Here is a 17,439-nt window from a genome sequence, read left to right as displayed (position 1 = left end):
ATGTCGAACCTTGGGTTGCTCGCGCTGGGCGTGACGGGCGTCAGCCCGACGCGATGAGGTCGAAGTAGCCGCGCCGTTCGAAACGGGTCACGACCTTGACGCCGCCGGCGGAGAAGGGGATGCGCTCGATGTGCTCGCGCGCAACGCTGATGGTGATGGGCCCGGGGCTCAGCACCGCGAGGGCATCGGTGGGGATCTGGTACTCGCCGTCGTCCTGGGCGCGGATCGTGAACATGCGCCCGAGATCGTCCCACACGCGGATGATCAGGCGATCGCGCGCGGTGCCATCACCCTCCCACGCGACGGTGAGTGCGCTGCCCTGCATCAGTGGGTCGTTGTAGCCGCTGAAGTCGGGCTCGACGATGTCGAAGTCCTTGGGGGTCTCGACCGCGCCCAAGAACTGCTGGGTCTCGAACAGCTCGCCGCCGTACATCACGATGTCGTAGTCGGCACCGGGCACGAACTGCTCGGCCCGCGGGGCGCACTCCTCGGGGGAGGTCGCCGAGCCGGTCGCGGCGTACACGGGATAGATGTCGAGCACCATGCCGACCTCGAGCAGGCATGCGAGCGCATCCACCTCGCCGGTGTGGAGCCGGAACGCGGTGCCGGCCTGCAGCCAGCCGTCGACGTCGCCCCAGTCGTAGCCGGCGGGCACGTCGTTGTGCTCGAGCTCGTCGTCGCCCTCGGGCGGCAGCGGGTAGGCGGTCTGGAACGCGAATGCCGCGTGGAAGTCATCGACCTGTTCGACCTTCTCTTCGTCGTCGAACCAGGCGCCCGCCATGCCGACCTGATCGATGGCGGTGAGCGAGTCGGCGGCGTACATCGTGAACGTCAGGATCCCGCGCAGCTCACCGTCGCCCCAGGTCTCGACGCCGTCGTCACCACCATCGTCCATCGAGTCGCTGACGAAGCCGGAGTCGCCGTCCCCGACGCCGTCGCCGTCGTGCTTGCAGCCGGCGAGCACGAGCCCGCACGCGACCAGCCCGCGCATGTAGAGAAAGGAAGCTCGCACGATCGTCTGCACCACGCCCGCCAACGCGAGGAAAACAGCATCCCACGCCCTACGCAAGGGCGCGAGGGGGCGCGCCACGAGCGAACTCGCGGCGCAAACCTCCTGCCCCGGCGTCGACGGTTTTGCGCGTGCGCAGTTGCGGCTTTGGTCGCTCGACTAGAGTTGTGCCAGCTCACCGGCGGCGATCATCGCGTCGTACTCGTCGCCCCCCGGAAACCACCAGTTGTGGCCACTGGCGTCGAGACCGGTGCGCAAGAGTACCGCAGCCGTCGACAGCCCCAGGATCGTCGCGCGGATCTGCTCGGGGGTGTGCTCGCTGTTGGGGGCCGTGCAGAGCCCGCACAGGGCATCGCCGGGGTTCTGGAAGTCGCAGTGATCGGCCTCGAAGATCCGCACGGTGGTCGCGTCGGCGACGGCGCCGAACACGGGCACGCCGTTGGCGCTGCTGTTGCACATCGCGGCCTCGCCGACGATGTCGTGTGCCGGTGCTGCGACCGCGGCCGCCGCCGCCGCGCCGAGCCCACCGGCGTCGACCATGTCGAACCCGAGCAACGCGACGGCCGCGGGATCCTGGGCCGCCGCGAGCACCGCCGCAAGCCCGCCGGCGGAGTAGCCGGCGTAGAGCACGGGGCCGTCACCGACCGCCTGCGCGAGCGCGAAGACGTCGTCTCCGTTCTGCGCGTGATCGCTGTCGATGATCGTCGCGTGACACAGATCCGGCGTCACCACGCGCACGCCCCAGCTGGCCCAGTGCGCGGCCCAGCCCGCCATCGAGCCGCGGTTGCCCTGGAAGCCGTGGGCGAGCACGGCGGTCGGCGGCGAAGCGACGCCCGTGGGCGTGAACACGTCGTAGTCCATCGCGCACCCCGGCAGCGACAGCGAGCCGGGCGTGGTGTCGACCGTGAACGGACCCGGCTCGCGGAAGTCCGGGCCCGGTGCGATCGCGCCGGTGCTGCTGCCGTCGTCGCTGCTGCCATCGAGTGCGCCGCTGCTGCCGACACCACCGCTGCTGCCGGTCGCGTCGGCGACGGTGACCGAGCCCGCGTCGCTGCCATCGCTGGCCGTCGTGCCGCTCGACGTGCTCGGCGAGCCCGAGCTGCCGCTGGTTTCGGTCTGGGTGCCGGCCTGGGTGGTGGTGCTCTCGCCGTCGCCGCACGCCCACGAAGGGGTCAGCAACGCAACGAAGGTGGAGACTCGGATCGTGGCGGGGATCATGGCGTGGGCTCGTTCGGGTTCGGGGTCATCGCGCGCAGGGTCGGCAGCAACAGCTTGCGGCGCAGCAGCACCACCAGCCGCTCGCTGAGGGTGGTCGCGATCTCGGTGAGCGGCGCGAGTTCGCCGTCGGCGAGCGGCACGACGCCGGCGCGGAACATCTGCAGCTCGACGCGGACCAGCGTGCGCAGGGCCTCGACGTAGTCGCGCAGGATCGCAGGCGGCAACATCTTGGCCGTGAGGCCGGCGCGACGCGCCTGCCCGAGCAGTCGCAGCAGCGCGACGTCGTCGCCCACGTAGCGCTCCTGGCCGTCGACCGACTGCGGTGACACCAGCCCGAGTCCGCGCAGCAACGCCAGCTCTTCGTCGCGCACGCCGGCGGCGTGCAGCTGCTCGAGCGTGAGCAGCTCCCGTGGTGCGAGCTCGTCGAGCACGCGCGCGATGGTGGCTTCGAGCGCGACGTCGCCGGGGAGCTCGCCATCGGCGACGCGATCGAGCACCTGTCGGATCACCGGCAGCGGCAGGTGCAGCGTGACCTGCAGGCGCTTGATCGCCTTCACGCGCGGCACCAGGGCCGCGTCGTAGTAGGCCATGTTGCGGCTGGTCCGCAGCGGCTCCGGCAGCAGTCGTTCGCGGACGTAGTGCTTGATCGTCGGGATCGGCACGCCGCTGCGGGCCGCGAAGGCCGACATCTTCAGGAGCTCGGGCGCGCCAGTGGTTTCCATAGTAGGAAGTTCCACTTCCTACTTTTGTTGTGCGTGGATCGTCAAGCCGCAGGCGACCCGTGCGGGATCACAGCGGAATTCCGGCCGGCGGCGGCGGCTGGGGCGGGGCGACTAGCGAGGTCGGGTGGCCATGGCGCCGCTGCGCCGCGGGTCCTCGATCTCGCTGGTCTCCTCGCGGTATGGCCGGAAGCCCGCGTGCTGATACGCCAGCAGCGCGCGCGGATGATCGAGCGAGCAGGTGTGCACCCACAGCCGCGTGGGTTCGGGCTCGCGGGACCACGCGCGCTCGACTGCCGCATCGATGAGGTAGAGCCCGAGGCCCTGACCAATGAACTCCGGCACCAGGCCGCAGTACGCCAGCTCGACCTCGGTGCCGTGCCGTGCGTCGAGCTCGAGGAATCCGGCGGGCACGCCGTTGACGTACAACACGCGGATGTCGACGCGCTCGTCGTGGATGATCGCGGCGAGTGCATCATCCTGCATCACGCGACGCTCGAACCACAGCCACGGCTCGCCCACGGTCTCGTAGAGGTAGCGATAGAAGTGCAGCGGCGGACGCTCGGCCCGCAGCAGTGCCAGCTTGCGTTCACCGACGGGCGGCAGGCGTGCCTTGCGAGGGCGCGCATGCATCTCGAGGTACGTGGTCGTGACCTCGAGCGTTCCAACCACCGGCGGCGTCATGGGCCGGGACTCTAACATGCCGGATCAGGTCTTCGTGCGCGACGGCGCGGCGGCGGCCAAGGTGATCGCGCGCTGCAGCACCGCATGGCCGTGGCCGGCGGGGGGCAGGGCGGCGAGGGCCTCGGCGACGCCCACCGGCCCATTGGCGGCCGACGTGGTGCCGCGGCGCTGCACCGCCAAGGCGAGCAGCCAGTCGGCGCGCGGGCCGACGCAGGACTCGATGGCTTCGATCGTCAGCGCCAGCAGCAGCTCGAGCCCTGCGACCCGCTTGCCGAGCGTGGCGATCTCGGTCCGCTCGAGTTCGCTGCGCGAGTCCGCTGCGCTCACGCGCTCCCGCAGTCCGGCGAGCTCGCTGCGATCGCGGGCGAGCTCGCGCTCGAGCCCCGCGATTCGCTGCAGCAGGCGCGTGGCCTCGGTGCGCTGCTGTTCGCCCTCGGCGGCCATGCGCTCGCGGCCGGCCGCGAGCTTGTCGCGATCGGCCGTGACCCGCTTGAGCTCCGCAGCGACGGCGTCGCGCTCGGTTGCTGTGCGCTCGGCCCTCGCCGCCGCCGCGTCGCGCTCGCCCGTGAGGCGTTCGCCGGTCGCGGTCAGGTCTTGCTGCAGCTTGCGCAGCTGGGCCTCGGCGGCGGCGCGGGCCTCGTCGAGGGTGTGCAGGCGGTGCTCGGCGCTCTGTCGATCGCGCTCGCGCATCGCCGCGCGCTTGGCCTCGTGCTCGAGACGCGTGCGCAGCTCCTCCGCGTGCACGGTCACGGCGCGCAGCTCCTGCTGGGCCTGACTCCGCTCGGTCCGCAGCTGCTCGCGCGCGCCCTCGAGGGTCTGCATGACCCGGCCGAGCTCGCCTTCGACGTGCACACGGTGTGAACGCTCTTGCTCGACCTGCTCCGAGAGGATCGCGTTGCTGTCACGCAGCGACACCAGCTCGGCCTCGATCGCCGCCAGGGCTTGCGCGTCGCCGCTGCCGATCAGGCGGGCGAACCACCCGCGCTTGTTGGCAATCGTCGCCTCTTCGCTCACGGCGTGCCTCCGCCGTTCTGGCCGTCGTGGACGCGACGACGCAGCGTCGCCAGGAGGCTTCCCGGCACGGTCTGCGAGTCGGGACTCGCGATCGCAGCGTGCACGCGGCCGTCGGGCGCCGCGACCAGGGCCAGGGGGCCGCGATCGAAGGCCAGCACCGCCGCGTCGAGCGGTCCGAGCCCGTGCAGCTGGCCCAGGTGCGCGAGCGCGGCCGCGATGATGCGCAGCGATGCAACCGTCTCGGACTCGCCATCGACGAGCGTGGGCCCACCCTCGAAGCGATACTCGGTGGGGGACAGCGAGGTGGGGTCGGTCGTGTTCGACATGGTGAGCTCCCTGTTGAGCATCGCGCCTAGCCCTCGGCGCTGGGCTCGCGCCGCGCCGGGGGTGCGACGATCGATTCTTCGACGCCCGGTTGGTCGGGATGGGTGTCCTCGCGGACCATGGCCGCCAACGCGCGCGCCATCGCGTCGCGCAGCGGACGGCCGCGCACCTGCTGCCGCAGCGCGCGGTCGAGCTCGGCGTCGCGGCCCAGCAGATCCATCGCCCGTGGGCTGCCGCCGTCGTTGGCGTCGGCCTCGATGGCTGCGATGCACTCGCGCAGCAACCTGACGTCGTGGCTCGCCAGCTCGGGGCGCTTGTTGACGCCCATGATCAGCTCGACCATGTTCGCGAGGTCGCGCCAGAGTCGGATGCCGCCGATGGTATCGCCCGCACCGGCCCGCAGCCAGGTGAGGATGCGGTCGTGGAAGGTGCGGATGATGCGTCGGTCGCCCACGCGCAGCGCGGGGTAGATCGGATCGCCGACCAGCTTCACGATCGCGGTGCCGGCCAGGCGCAGTCGCGCGAGGATCTCCGCCTCGCGCGGTGGCCGGCCGACCGCGACGGCGTCGCCGAACACGACGTAGGCGTTGCGGATGCGCACCGCCTCGAGCACCGCGCGCGAGCGCGGATCGTCGGACGATGACAGGCCGAGCGCGCGCTCGATCGCGGTCAGCGTGCGCTCGATCTCCCGCGCGATGCCATCGGCGCCCGCCAGCACCTGCCAGCGGTCGTCGGGCACTGCGGCCTGGAGCGCGGTGAGGCGCGCTCGCAGGGCGAAGCCCGCGACGAAGGCGATCGCGGCGGTGTCGGGCACATGGGCCGGCTCGACGTGCGTGCCACGCTCGGGCGCGAACTCCCAGTCCAACTCGTCGGTATCGATCGCAGCCGAGGCGGCCGCGTCGGCATGGGTTCGCAGCAGCGCGAGTGCTCGCGCCGCGCAATCGGCTGCGAGCTGCATCGACTGCCGGCGACAGGCGGGATCCTCGAGGCGTTCCTCGTCGAGGTTCCGCGCCCACGCGATCTCCTGCGCGAGCTCCCGCAGGCCTACGAGGAACGCGAGTGCGTCCCCCGAGACCTTCGGTGCCGGTTGCGCGTCGGCGTCGTGGATGCGGACCACGTGCCTCGCCGTTCTAGACTGCCGCCTCGATGGTCGGCAGCGCCATGCGGCTCTTCGAGAGCACCATGCCGACGTTGGCCGAGCCGCGGCACACGAACACGACCGCGTGACCGGTGTGCTTCTTGCCGCGCAGGAACACGTGCAGGAGGTTGTCACTGAACACGACGATCTCGTTGAAGTAGTGGTGGTCGTCCTGCGCGACGCCGCGGGACTTCTTGAACATCTTCTCGATGGCCGTGATGTTCGGACCCTGGAAGAGATCGGCGGTGGCGGCCGAGACCAGGTCGAGCACCTCGGCAGGATGGGAGTCGACGGTCTTCACGGACAGCAGCATGCCCGTCTGCATGTCGACGTAGCCGACGGCGACGCACTCGGGGACTTGGGACTGGGCTGCGATGACGGCTCGATCGAGGGACATGGGTGGGGTGTTCCTTGCTATGCGGTGGTGGTGTGGAGGGGGCGTGGCCCCGCGGGTTGAAATGCTTCCAGGAAGTCGAGCTGAGCGATGGACTGCACGAAGCCCGGTTCGACGCGACGGATGGTCGTCAGCGCCTCGGCGGGCGAGAGCTGCTGGGCCCACTGCAGGTAGGCGGCGAGTGCCGTGCCGGTGCGGCCGAGGCCGCCGCGGCAGTGGATCGCGACCGGCTCCGCCATCGCCAGCGCACCGTCGATGAAGCGACACAGCGCGATCATCTCGGCGCGCGTGGGCACGTCCATGTCGGCGATCGCGAGCCGGTGGCCGTGGATGCCGTACTGCGCCTTGAGGCGCGGTTCGATGGGGTCGGTCTCCTCGAGGCAGACCAGATGCTGGATTCCGGCGGCCTGCAGGCTCGCGAGGTCGTCGTCGAGATCACCCACCAGGCCCGGCCGCGAGCAACCCGCGAGCGCGCCGGGGATGATCCACGCCAGCTCGCGATGGCCGCGTGCGGTCGCGCCACTGGGGCTCGGGGATGCCGGCGTCGTGTCGGCGTCGGCGACCTCGGGCACGGGCTCGGCGGTCGCGAGCGCGAAGCTGGTCGGACAGCTGCCGGTGCGCACGTAGCAGCGGCCGAGCTCGGTGGTCGGGGCTGCGAAGAACGACGTCGCCTCACCCGACTCGATCAGTCGGCGGTCGGCGAGCAGCGCCACGTCACCGCCCAGCGCCAGCGCATCGCGACGATTGTGGGTCACGTAGAGCACAGACCGATCGCCGCGCAGGTGACGGATCGACTGCAGCAGCTGTGCGCGGCTGAAGCCGTCGAGACCGGCGGTCGGCTCGTCGAGACAGATCAGCTGGGCATCACCTTCGAGCGCCGCGCGCACGCGCGCGAGATGGGTGCGCGTCGCTTCGTCGGCGGGGGTTGCAGCGCGCGGACGAACGCGTTGGGGCACGAACGCCGTCGGCACGCCGACCTCGAGGCTGCCCCAATGCGTGACCGCGGGCAGCTCGGCGCCGGCGTTGGCGACCAGGCGCAACAACAGCGACTTGCCGGATCCGGCGGGACCGATCAGCCCCAGTGCGCGGCCGGCGTGGAGCTCGAGGTCGATCGCGCTGAGCACCGTACGACCCTGTACGGCGCAGCCAAACCGAGTCAACGCAACCACCGCCATGGACGAATCATGTAACCGGTGGAGGTGGCGGAGCGCAACCGTCGAGTGGGTCCCGATCAGGCACCGACGCTTCTTGCCCCGGCCTGCGCAGCTTGCCAGTGACGCGCCGCCTGGGCGAGGGAGTGCAGCACGATCGAGACCTCGGCATCGCGCGCCGAGGCCGACGCGATGAGGGCCGCGGTGACGTTGCTGGTCAAGAACACCCGGAGGCCCACGGCGACGCCGCTCCCGTGCAGTACGGCTTCGATCTCGCGGTCCGCACCGCGCGGGCTCGCCGCGCTCACGATCGCGTGCGCGTCGCGCAGCACCGCCCGTTGGATCGCGCTGCCGTCGAGACCTTCGGCGTGACTCTCGGCCAGGCAGCCACCGTCGCGCAGATCGACGAAGCCGACCCACAACGGGGCCTCACGGGTCTCGCGAGCACGTTCGCACGCATGCACCAGCTCGCTGGCCCGCGTCGCTACGACGATCGGGCTCGACGCGGGATCCGGGGCCCGCCACGGCAGGTCGTCGAACGCGAACGTCAGGCGCCGATCATAGCGATGCTCGACGGGATGGAAGCTCGCGCGCAGCCCCTCGCCCAACGCCATGACGTGGGCGGAGTGTGCCGCAAGGTGGGCCCGTAGCGCCTCCCGCAGCGCACACATGCTCACCAGCCCGAGTGCCGCGAGGGACTCGCCGAAGCGCTCGCCGGTCGCCCGGCAGCGCGTCATCACCAGGCGCAAGTGCGCGGGCGAGAGCCCGCACTCCCGGCGGAGCACGTCGCCGAGGTGTTCGCCGTGGGTCGAGCAGTGCACCCAGGCCAGCCGGCCCCGATCGATGCAGACCCGCGCCGCTGCGTCCTTGCGGTCGTGCACCTCGAGCTCGCCGCAATAGCCGGCCGCGAGACCCTCGCGGATGACGTCGACCAGCTCGTCGACCGAGCGCAGCGGGACCGCGTCGACGGCGGTGTCGATCTGCAGGGGGATGTCGAGTGCGGTGCCGCTCATCCTGCCACGTCCTCAGCTGGTCGTTCGAGTTCGAGTCGTTGCAGCGCGTACTCCAGGCTCGCCCACGCGCGATCGATCGCGGTGCCGGCCCGCGCCAACAACACCACCGCGAGCGGACCCGCGCCGATGGTTCGATACAGGCGCAGACCCGAGCCGGTCACGATGTGGAGTCGCCGCGGTTCGAGTCGAGTCGGAGCGGTGGCCGTGGCGGCGCACAGCGGCGTGCGAGCCATCAGCAGCTCGGGTGCATGTTCCAGATCGAGCGTCGAGGCGCCCGACGGGCCGGTGTGGGCAGCCAACGGCAGCTGCGTCACCACGTCGACGAATCCGCAGGCGAACGCACCTTCGACTTCGTGGACGAGGACCTCGCAGGCGTGATCGAGTTCGACCATGTCCGGCGCTCATCGGCGCGGCCCCCTTTGGGCCGCGGGGGCCGAGGTGTCGTCCGCCACAGCCATGCGTCCGCCCTCGCCGGTGTGGCCGCCGGCGTACTCGATGCACGCGAGGCGCGCCTGGGCGTGCTGGGCGGCCGCGCTGCGGGTGATGGCCGCCGCGAGCGAGCGCGACTCGTCGAGCACCCGCTGCCAGCACGCGGTCGCCGTGTCGACGGCGAATCGATCGACGGTCGCGTCGCACGCCCGCAACAGCTCGACCAGATCCGTGCGCAGCTGCCAGCGCGACTGCCAGGCGAGCGCGAGCAGGCCGTCCGCTCCGCCGGCGCCGCGCTGCAGGTCGGCGCTCGTCTCGAGCCACTGCAGGAGCGATTCCACCGCCTCGATGCAGCCCCGCGTGGCCGCCATCGACTGTCGCATCATGCGTTCTGCCGCGCCATCGTCGTGATCGCCGCTGCTCCACTGCGAACCGATGTTCTCGGCCCAGCGCGCGAGCCCCACCAGCTCGGTGTGGATCTTCGATGCCTCGGGGCGAAGATCCAAACCGGATGACGACGGCATCGCTGACCCAACATACGGTGCAGCAATCAGCGCGTCAACGGCGATACGTCGGTGACGCACGTCGATCATCCGGCGCTGCGGGTGTGCGCACGGAGCACGATCGATGTGCGTCCGAATTGTCTGCGAGTGATGGATCGATGTTCCGCCGGCGGTGAACGTCGTGCAGTAGCGGCGCCGCCGTTGCAGACCACTTCGGGTGGTGCGGATGGAGCTCACCTCATCGCAGCGTGGCGTTCCGTATCGGGTCGACTTCGACGACCGATCGATCGTTTGGCCGCTGCTCATACCGCGAGGTCGAGCCCGGCCAGCAGCTCGTCGAACACGTCGGTGTCGTTGCTCGGCGCCATGAGGGCCACGTGGCCCCGCTTCGCGAGGGCGACGAGCGCCTGCGTGGTGCGAAACGGTCCCAACATCGTCCGCTCCTGCACTGCCGCCACATCGGCCATGCCGTCGCAGGCATCGAACACGTGTCGGGCGTCGGCCCACTCGCTCATCGCGGCTGGATCGGGATCGTCGAAGAAGTCCCAGTCGTCGTCGGCGCTGGCCTTCTTGCCACCGGCCTCGGGCTTGCTCGGCAGCGGTCCCGGGCGGACCAGGGGCACCGGCACGCGGTCGAGCGGTCCCAGCTCGGCGAGGATGCGCGGGTGCTCGTCGGCGCGTCGCGCCAGCTCGAGCAGCAGGAACGTCGCGTCCTGGGTGGACGACGGCGGCAGCAGCTCCGCGAGCCAGTGCGTGGCGCCGACCACCCACAGCAGCCGCGCGCCCGGAGCATCGCAGCCGTGGAGCGAGGCCAGCAGAGTCTCTTGCAGGAACGTGCGGCCGGGATCGATCGTCGCGCCGCTCGGCTCCGTGTCGGCGCCGATCCGCACGAGCTTTCGCCGGTGGAACTCGAGCGCCCACGCACCGAGGGACGCGAGCGGTCCCTGGCCGAGCACACCGCACGCGATGCCCTCGCGCACGAGCATCGCGCTCGCGTGCGAGCCATCGGCGGCGCCCATCACGAGCACGCCGCTGGGACGACCGGCCAGGAGCGCAGCGATCACGTCGGGCAGGGCACCGGTGGCGCCGACGTGGGTGACGATTGCCGTGACGGCGGTGGTATCGGCGAGCGAGAGCACCGCGCGACCGTCGAGCGCGAGGACGTGGCCGGCGCCGACCAGGCGGGCGGCGCTGCAGCTCACGAGTTGTTCGAGGTCGGTCATGGCGGGGCGATCGTCGTTCGGGCGGCGCTGGTTCTGCTTCGACCTCCGGGGCACCGGGGTTGAGCGCGATCCGCCGCGCCCGCCCGGTGGTGGCGGCGCTCGCTTGGGGACGCGCGGTGGCGGCGGCGGCCCAGGGCAGTGCCAGCGCTGCGCTCAAGCGGCCGTCGTGGTCGAGCGATGTCGTCCGCGGTGCTGGTTCATCGATGAACGTCGCTCCGATCGACATCGCGTACGAAGCCGGTGTGCCGGTGGTGCTGTTCGCGACCCGGCGTGCGGCCGCCGAGATCCATCCGCTCGCCGAGGACCTCATCGTCGAAGGTGCCGCCGTCGAGGTGATTGCCGGCGTCGATGGTGACCACGCCGTGGTCGAGGAAGCGCTCGCGCGCGTGCCCGAGCCGCGCGTGCTCGCGGTGGTGTGCCTCGCGATGGAGCGTGTGCCCGCCGGTGTCCGCCAGCGCTGCGACGCGTGTGCCGGCGCGCAGACCCACGTGGTCACCTGCGAGATCGTGCCGGGGCTGGTGCGCGGCGCCGTCGGTACGATCGTGGAGGCGATGCGGGCCGCGCAGCGTGACGTCGCCGCCGAGCAACACGAGGGACAGGCGCTCGCCACCGTCATCGCGGATCTCCGCGCCGACGGTCACGACAGCTGCGACGAACTCCCGGTCGTCGCGCCGGCGCCGGTGATCGCTGCGGACTCCCGCGTGCCGTCGCCCGTGCGCCGTCGCTGGCCGCTGGCGGTGTTGCCGGTCGCGGCCGCGTTGGCGTTGGCCGTGGTGCTGGGCGGCGGACCTCGCCCGTCGACGTCGCCGCCGCTGGCATCGCCGCCGCCGTCGGCGATCGCCGAGGCGCCCCCACGCATCGATGGCACTCCGGCGCGCCGGCAGCCCGAGTTCGCGGCCCAAGGTCCGAGCGCGCCGCGTTTGCCCGCAGCGCCGCCGCCCAGCGATGCCGTGATGGCGGCGGCCGAGGCCCCGCCGTCGTCGCCGGTCGCCGTCGCCAGCGACGACGTGCTCTCGCAAGCGATTGCCCGCGGACGCGTCCGTCGCGTCGACGATCTGCTGGTGTATCCGCTGGCGGGCGAGCGCGACTGGTACGCTGCGATGACCTCGTGCCGCGCCCGCGCGTTCTGGGGCATCGGTGGCTGGCGCGTGCCGAGCATCGACGAGCTGCATCGCCTCGCCCGTGCGCGCCTGTTCGCCGGTGCCCACGCGTGGTCCAACACCCGGGCGGCCGATCGCGAGTTCGCCCTCGTGATGTCGCTCGCCGGCGGCGCGGTCGAGACCGCGAACAAGGCCGCCGAGACCCGCGAGGTGATCTGCGTGCTCCAACGAACCGAGGCCGAGCCGTGAGCGTCGTCGTCGCAACCGCCGCATCTCTGTCGATCGCGAGCCGTGGGCGGCTGATGCTGTCGCCGGTCGACATGCCGCCGCTGCCGTCGATGCTCGGTGAGCTGCTGCAGGTCGCCAACGACCCCGTCGTCAGCAGCGAGCGATTGGAGCAGGTCATCGCGCGCGATCAGGTGAGCACGCTGCGGGTGCTCACAGTCGCGAACTCGGCGTACTACGGCTGCAGCCGCCAGATCGAGAGCGTCCGGCGGGCGCTCTTGCTGCTCGGCACCCGTCAGGTGCAGCACATCGCATCGGCGCTCGCGCTCGCGCCGACGTTCGAGTCGGCCCATGGCCCGGCGCTGTGGCGGCACGGCCTCGCGTGCGCGCTGTGGAGCGAGCGCGTGGTCGCGCGGCTGGGCCTGCCACCGATCGATGCGTTGTTCACCGCCGCCCTCATGCACGACATCGGCATCGTCATCATGTTGATGCGCGGAGAGCAGTGGGAGCAGCCGTGCCTCGACGATGCTTGCGCCGGGCGCGGTGCGTTGCCCGCGTTGGAGCGGGCGGCGTTCGGCTTCGACCACGCCGAGCTGGGCGCGAAGGTGTGCCAGAGCTGGCGCTTGCCCGAGCCGATCTGGCAGCTCATCGAGCGCCACGAGCGACCGGTCGCGCAGGGCGACGTCGCCCACGCCGTGCTGGCGATCGCCGATCATCTCGCGGGCGCGGCGGGCATGCCCGCTGCGGCCGGACTCGAAGACCCCGCGCCACCACGGGCCGCGCTCGGCGTGCTCGGGCTCGACGGCGCCGCGATCGAGCAGCTGCTCGGCGCGCGCGGCGACATCGAGGCGCAGGTCGCCGTGCTCACCTGAACGCGGCCCGTCAGAAGCGACCGCCGAGCTGCACGCCGAGGTAGGTCGAGCTCACCACCGGCTCGACCTGCAGCGTGCGCGCGCGCTCGCGGCGGTACTGATCGCCGAACGCGAGCACGCCGGCGCCGGCCGCCGCGGTCGACAGCGCGAGCTGGATGCCGATGGTGGTGCCGGCATAGACGCCGCGGTAGCAGCCGACCGTGCGTCCGAGATCGTCGCCGGCGCCGGCGCGGAGCGAGCGGTCGATGCAGCCGATCGCGGCGAGCCGCGCGAAGCGGGCGGCGAGGTAGGCCGCGCCACCGACCCCGACCATGGTCGCGCCGGCGATGATCATCCTGCGAGCGTCGCGGGGCCGTCCGCTGCGAGCCTCCCACTTGCCGCGCAACGCACCGCCGCCGGCCGCGAGCCCGATCGAGGCCAGGTTGGCGAACCACGCCGGGATCGAGAGGAACACGTCGCCGAAGCTCGAGATCAGACAGCCGCCGTAGTCGTAGTCGCCGCCTGGCAGCACGCCGAGCCCGCGACGTCGACAGCCACGCAGCTGCCACGCCACGCGGCCAGCGTTGAGCGCGAGGCCGACCCCGCCGGCCGCGGCCGCGCCGATGATGAGTCCCTTGCCGTTGCGACGCGGCACCGGCGACGCCGTCGGGGGCGACGCGGCGGGCGCGGTGGTGGTGGTGGTCGTGGTCGCGTCGCTCGCGAGTGCGAGCGCGGGGGCCTGGCACGGGCCCGCGAGCACGAGGACGAACGTGATGATGCGCGACGATCTCGGGGCGTGGGTCATGGCGTGGCGTGTCGACGCCGGTGCACAGGGCACCATTCGCCGCCGCGGCCCGCCGAGCGTGCGATTGCAGCGAACGCACCACAGCGATGGGGGCGCACGCGCGGCGGTCCGCCGGCAAGGTGCCGGTGGCGGTACATCAGATGCTGCAGTGCGCGTGGCCCTGCGGCTCGGCTTGCGCTTTCGGGGGGTCGTCGCCGAAGATGCGCCCGTGGACCGGCAGCCACCGCGCGTCTCCAGCAACGCCATCGAGCTCTACATCCGCACGTACTACTCGCTGCTGCGGAGCTCCGGCGACGTGCGGGTGCGGGCGTTCGAGGAGTCCCACGCGTTCAGCGACTCGAGCCTGCACGCAGGCGCGCGCGAGCCCACGCCCGATCTCGCAGCGTTCGCCTACGCCGCGGCCCGCCTGCCGCAGTGCATGCCGCAGGTACGACGCCTGGTGGCAGGGCAATCGAACGAGCAGTTCGAGTCCGCGGGGCTAGCAGTGACCACGTGGCAGCGCGTCACGACCCGCGGTCGTCGGCGCCCGCTGTGTTTCGACGGCGTCGACACCCTGGCGGTCTATGTCACGAGCGCGTCCGACATCGACGATCTGGTGCCGATCGTGACCGCGTGGCAGATCGAGTGGAACAAGATGCACGGTCTGCTGCTGCGGGCCGGCGACCACGCGCAGCTCGTCGCCGGCGGCCTCGATCGTGGGGCCCGCGACGCCGCGCTCGCCGACGGGCTCGGCCTACCCGCGGCCGACATCGTGACATTGCACGCAGCCTTCGGCGATGGCGACGACGACGGCGTGCGAGCGCTCGCGAGGCATCCTTGCGATCTCACGATGCGCCTGCTCGCAGGCACGCTGGCGGAGTACCGCCGCGCGTCGCAGCGGTGGTGGTCGGCCATCGAACCGGCGTACCTGCGCGGTGGCTCGACCCGCCGGCCGGTGTACTTCGTGTCGTCGAACACCCACGCGTTGCCGAACCTCATCGGTGGCTATGCGCGCGCCCATCGCGACGAGATCCTCGATCTCGTGCACGTCGCCGACCCCGAGGCGCTCGCGCCGGACATCGAGGCCGCGCGCGCACGCGGGGACGAGGGTGAGCTCGCGAACCTCTCGTACTACCTGCTGCGGCAGTACCTGCGCGCCGACGCGAGCGGCGGTCGCATCGCCGAGGTGCAGCAGTTCGACGCGGCCAGCGGCCTGTCGACGCTGGCCAACCCCGGCCACCTCGATGTCGCGGCGCAGCTGGTCGAGCTGGCGCAGGTACGGCCCGATCGCCTCGATCCGCGGGTGCGTATCGACGGCGTCGAGCTGCTGGCGCAGTCCGACGCGGTGATCATCAACATCGACTACCCGCTGGGCATGGCCGCCTATCACCACTTCACGCGCCTGTCGGAGGGCGTCGGCGAGCTGCGCGGTGTGTACCTCATGGGCAAGGCCGCGACGCTCAACGGGCGCGTCGGCGACATCATGCTCTCGACCGCGGCCTACGACGAGCACTCGCAGAACACCCATCTGTTCCGCAACGCCTTCGCGGCCGCCGACGTGCAGCCGTGGGTGCACGGCACCGTGCTCGACAACCAGAAGGCGCTGACGGTGCGCGGCTCGTTCCTGCAGAACCGCGAGTACATGCAGGTGTTCTATCGCGAGGGCTACACCGTGCTCGAGATGGAGACCGGGCCATACCTCTCTGGCATCTACGAGCTGGTCTATCCCAAGCGACATCCCACCGACGAGATCGTGCACCTGTCGAACCTGCTGCCGTTCGACCTGGGGGTCCTGCACTACGCGTCGGACACGCCGTACTCGCGGCGGCAGACACTGCTGTCCAAGAGCCTGTCGTACTTCGGCATGGACACGACCTACGGCTGCGCCATCGCGATCCTGCGGCGCATCTTCGAGGCCGAGATCGCCCGCGCCCGCCGCTAGAGAAGCGAACCGCTAAAGTCACGCGGCAAGTGCGGCCTGCAGCTCGATGAGGTTGGCGACGGCGGCGTGGCGCCGGAGGTCGAGCGTGTTCTTGCGGGCGCCCTTGTATCGCGCGCGGTCGCTCTGGAGGCCGCCGATGCGTGCGAGCCTGTGCTCGACGACGACTCGAGCGCGAAGATGCTGTCGTCCGTGCTCAGTCGCTCTGCGAGCCTCGAGTTTGCGATGCAGGCTCTCATGGGGGTGGATTCGGATCGCGCGACCAGCCTTGGCATCAGTGCATCGCGCTCGTAGGCGACAGCGATCGCAGGTCTCGGCACCGAAGTACGCGGTGGGAGTGTTGGCGGAGTACTCGGCCTGTTTGCCAGACGGACAAGTCACGAGTCGTCGGCGAAGGTCGATCTTGAAGGCGCTCTTGCCGAAGCGTCCATGCTTGTTCTGCTCGCGCCAGGGACGACAACGGACTTGCACACCGTCTCGATCGAGCGCGGCGATCTCGGGATGTGCAAGAAAGCCGCGGTCGATGAAGAGCTCGTCGAGCTCGCCGTAGGGCGCTACTTGGTCAACGAGTGAGGGTACAGCCTCGCGTTCGGGTTGGTTGGCGGGTCGCGCTTCGGCTGCGAGCACGAGCGGCGCGTCGATCGAAGTCGCGATGTAGCGCTTGTAGCCGTTGAAGGCCTGTGAGCGGGTTTTTCGGCCGTGGCGCATCTCCGGGTCGCCGACGGAGCAGACGCGGTCTTCAGCGACGCCCTTGCGGATCCGTACTCGTCTCGGTCGCTCGGGATCGGGCTCGGTATCTTGGTGGAGGACGCGCTCGAGCAGAACCGCGGCCTGCTCGACCTCACGCTCCTTCATCGCGTCGGGAGCCCGGGCGCGTGCCCAGTCCAGCAGCGCTTGTGCTTCACCGACGAGTCGTTGCAGCGCTTCACTACGCTGGTCATGATCATCCCAGTCGATGTCCAGTGCAGCCTTGATGCTGCTGCCCTGCAGCAGCGTGAGCCTGGCTTCGGCGATGATCGTGTCCTCCTCGACCGCAGCGATCTTCGCAAGTGCACTGACGAGCTTACCCATCGCCTGTCCGATCAAGTTCCAGGTGTCAGCGACGCGGCCGCGACCTCGCAGCGGCGATGAGTCGAACGCGGCCTTGAGCTTCTGCCAACCGAAGCCGCCAGTCCTCTTCGCGAGCTCGACGGTGCGCTCGAGCAATCTGCGGTCGAGGTCGTGCGCGGCCATCCGCTCGCGGAAGCGCGGCAGACTACCCTGCCCGAACGGAGCCTTCTCTTCGCCAAGTAGCCCCAGCACGAGCTGCCAGCGCGGATTCATCTCGGCTTCTTCGACCGCAGCGGCGTCGCTCGTCTGGGTGTACGCCTGCAACAGCACGACCATCGCCAGCAGCGCCGGCGGTACGGGCTCTTGACCGCGCGGCTCGTAAGCCCGAGCGAGCTCCTCTTGGAACTCCGGCGTGAACAGCTCGGCTCGGATCTCTCGCAGGAACACGAAGAAGCGGCTCGGCTTGCGCATGCGCGCCACCAGCCGCTGCTCCTCGGCGCTCAGCTTCGTAGGGACCTTCCACAGCATCGTGAGTGACCTCGCTCGCCAAACGAGATCACAGCGACACACCCTTGTCGATCCCCCTCGACCTTAGCGGATCGCCTCTCTAGCAGCCCGTGGTGAAACTCCGTGGCGCGAGAACGCCGTCATCGGACCCCGTGGCAAGACGC

The 17,439-nt window shown here is 70.9% G+C and carries 18 protein-coding genes; 3 read left to right on the top strand and 15 right to left on the bottom strand.

Features of this window, described 5'->3' with window-relative positions:
• Positions 1-40 precede the first annotated feature (40 nt).
• From IPH07_17615 to IPH07_17555, 13 genes are all read right to left on the bottom strand, one after another.
• Positions 41-1,012, bottom strand: coding sequence for a hypothetical protein (locus IPH07_17615; protein MBK6919217.1), 972 nt, complete (start codon positions 1,010-1,012; stop codon positions 41-43).
• A gap of 156 nt (positions 1,013-1,168) precedes the next feature.
• Positions 1,169-2,227, bottom strand: a complete 1,059-nt coding sequence (locus tag IPH07_17610) for a hypothetical protein (protein MBK6919216.1) — start codon at positions 2,225-2,227, stop codon at positions 1,169-1,171.
• A complete protein-coding gene (locus IPH07_17605; GenBank protein MBK6919215.1) occupies positions 2,224-2,949 on the bottom strand; it encodes a MerR family transcriptional regulator in 726 nt (241 codons plus the stop codon). Before IPH07_17605 ends, IPH07_17610 begins: the two co-directional genes overlap by 4 nt.
• A gap of 111 nt (positions 2,950-3,060) precedes the next feature.
• On the bottom strand, positions 3,061-3,630 hold the full coding sequence (locus IPH07_17600; GenBank protein MBK6919214.1) for a GNAT family N-acetyltransferase: 570 nt from the start codon (positions 3,628-3,630) through the stop codon (positions 3,061-3,063).
• 24 nt (positions 3,631-3,654) lie between these two features.
• Positions 3,655-4,644 carry a hypothetical protein gene (locus IPH07_17595; GenBank protein ID MBK6919213.1) on the bottom strand — a complete coding sequence of 330 codons (990 nt, stop codon included), beginning with the start codon at positions 4,642-4,644 and terminating at the stop codon, positions 3,655-3,657.
• Positions 4,641-4,970, bottom strand: a complete 330-nt coding sequence (locus tag IPH07_17590; GenBank protein ID MBK6919212.1) for a hypothetical protein — start codon at positions 4,968-4,970, stop codon at positions 4,641-4,643. The genes IPH07_17595 and IPH07_17590 overlap by 4 nt, the downstream gene beginning before the upstream one ends.
• Before the next feature lie 26 nt (positions 4,971-4,996).
• On the bottom strand, positions 4,997-6,085 hold the full coding sequence (locus tag IPH07_17585; GenBank protein ID MBK6919211.1) for a hypothetical protein: 1,089 nt from the start codon (positions 6,083-6,085) through the stop codon (positions 4,997-4,999).
• 13 nt (positions 6,086-6,098) lie between these two features.
• The gene (locus IPH07_17580; protein ID MBK6919210.1) at positions 6,099-6,503 is read right to left on the bottom strand and encodes a hypothetical protein; all 405 of its coding nucleotides are present in this window, start codon (positions 6,501-6,503) and stop codon (positions 6,099-6,101) included.
• 17 nt (positions 6,504-6,520) lie between these two features.
• The gene (locus tag IPH07_17575; GenBank protein ID MBK6919209.1) at positions 6,521-7,624 is read right to left on the bottom strand and encodes a dual specificity protein phosphatase family protein; all 1,104 of its coding nucleotides are present in this window, start codon (positions 7,622-7,624) and stop codon (positions 6,521-6,523) included.
• A 107-nt stretch (positions 7,625-7,731) separates the two neighbouring features.
• On the bottom strand, positions 7,732-8,664 hold the full coding sequence (locus IPH07_17570) for a hypothetical protein (GenBank protein ID MBK6919208.1): 933 nt from the start codon (positions 8,662-8,664) through the stop codon (positions 7,732-7,734).
• Positions 8,661-9,056, bottom strand: coding sequence for a hypothetical protein (locus tag IPH07_17565; protein MBK6919207.1), 396 nt, complete (start codon positions 9,054-9,056; stop codon positions 8,661-8,663). The genes IPH07_17570 and IPH07_17565 overlap by 4 nt, the downstream gene beginning before the upstream one ends.
• 9 nt (positions 9,057-9,065) lie before the next feature.
• Positions 9,066-9,833: a hypothetical protein gene (locus IPH07_17560; protein ID MBK6919206.1), complete on the bottom strand. Its 768-nt coding sequence runs from the start codon at positions 9,831-9,833 to the stop codon at positions 9,066-9,068.
• 65 nt (positions 9,834-9,898) lie between these two features.
• Positions 9,899-10,819 carry a hypothetical protein gene (locus IPH07_17555; GenBank protein ID MBK6919205.1) on the bottom strand — a complete coding sequence of 307 codons (921 nt, stop codon included), beginning with the start codon at positions 10,817-10,819 and terminating at the stop codon, positions 9,899-9,901.
• 203 nt (positions 10,820-11,022) lie between these two features.
• Between IPH07_17555 and IPH07_17550 the strand changes: the two genes are divergently transcribed.
• Together IPH07_17550 and IPH07_17545 are read left to right on the top strand one after the other, a co-directional pair.
• The gene (locus IPH07_17550) at positions 11,023-12,168 is read left to right on the top strand and encodes a DUF1566 domain-containing protein (protein MBK6919204.1); all 1,146 of its coding nucleotides are present in this window, start codon (positions 11,023-11,025) and stop codon (positions 12,166-12,168) included.
• On the top strand, positions 12,165-13,016 hold the full coding sequence (locus tag IPH07_17545) for an HDOD domain-containing protein (protein ID MBK6919203.1): 852 nt from the start codon (positions 12,165-12,167) through the stop codon (positions 13,014-13,016). The genes IPH07_17550 and IPH07_17545 overlap by 4 nt, the downstream gene beginning before the upstream one ends.
• Before the next feature lie 10 nt (positions 13,017-13,026).
• Here the strand turns inward: IPH07_17545 and IPH07_17540 are convergent, their stop codons facing one another.
• Complete coding sequence (locus IPH07_17540) at positions 13,027-13,800, bottom strand: hypothetical protein (protein MBK6919202.1); 774 nt, start codon at positions 13,798-13,800, stop codon at positions 13,027-13,029.
• Positions 13,801-14,008: 208 nt separating this feature from the next.
• On the opposite strand from IPH07_17540, the gene IPH07_17535 reads away from it, so the two are divergent.
• Complete coding sequence (locus tag IPH07_17535; GenBank protein ID MBK6919201.1) at positions 14,009-15,721, top strand: hypothetical protein; 1,713 nt, start codon at positions 14,009-14,011, stop codon at positions 15,719-15,721.
• Between the two features lie 18 nt (positions 15,722-15,739).
• On the opposite strand, the gene IPH07_17530 is transcribed toward IPH07_17535, so the two are convergent.
• The gene (locus tag IPH07_17530; protein ID MBK6919200.1) at positions 15,740-17,296 is read right to left on the bottom strand and encodes an IS1182 family transposase; all 1,557 of its coding nucleotides are present in this window, start codon (positions 17,294-17,296) and stop codon (positions 15,740-15,742) included.
• Between the last annotated feature and the right edge of the window lie 143 nt (positions 17,297-17,439).

Source organism: Deltaproteobacteria bacterium (assembly GCA_016709225.1).
Lineage (GTDB): Bacteria > Myxococcota_A > Polyangia > Nannocystales > Nannocystaceae > Xiheibacterium > Xiheibacterium phototrophicum.
The sequence above is the reverse complement of the archived record's forward strand: the minus strand, read 5'-3'. Positions and strand labels throughout refer to the sequence as shown.

Bases quoted from the DNA above. Each gene is read 5' to 3' on its own strand.
- IPH07_17590 (MBK6919212.1), bottom strand. From the start codon at position 4,970: ATGTCGAACACGACCGACCCCACCTCGCTGTCCCCCACCGAGTATCGC.
- IPH07_17610 (MBK6919216.1), bottom strand. From the start codon at position 2,227: ATGATCCCCGCCACGATCCGAGTCTCCACCTTCGTTGCGTTGCTGACC.
- IPH07_17540 (MBK6919202.1), bottom strand. From the start codon at position 13,800: ATGACCCACGCCCCGAGATCGTCGCGCATCATCACGTTCGTCCTCGTG.
- IPH07_17530 (MBK6919200.1), bottom strand. From the start codon at position 17,296: ATGCTGTGGAAGGTCCCTACGAAGCTGAGCGCCGAGGAGCAGCGGCTG.
- IPH07_17605 (MBK6919215.1), bottom strand. From the start codon at position 2,949: ATGGAAACCACTGGCGCGCCCGAGCTCCTGAAGATGTCGGCCTTCGCG.
- IPH07_17600 (MBK6919214.1), bottom strand. From the start codon at position 3,630: ATGACGCCGCCGGTGGTTGGAACGCTCGAGGTCACGACCACGTACCTC.
- IPH07_17550 (MBK6919204.1), top strand. From the start codon at position 11,023: ATGAACGTCGCTCCGATCGACATCGCGTACGAAGCCGGTGTGCCGGTG.
- IPH07_17570 (MBK6919208.1), bottom strand. From the start codon at position 8,664: ATGAGCGGCACCGCACTCGACATCCCCCTGCAGATCGACACCGCCGTC.
- IPH07_17555 (MBK6919205.1), bottom strand. From the start codon at position 10,819: ATGACCGACCTCGAACAACTCGTGAGCTGCAGCGCCGCCCGCCTGGTC.
- IPH07_17580 (MBK6919210.1), bottom strand. From the start codon at position 6,503: ATGTCCCTCGATCGAGCCGTCATCGCAGCCCAGTCCCAAGTCCCCGAG.
- IPH07_17565 (MBK6919207.1), bottom strand. From the start codon at position 9,056: ATGGTCGAACTCGATCACGCCTGCGAGGTCCTCGTCCACGAAGTCGAA.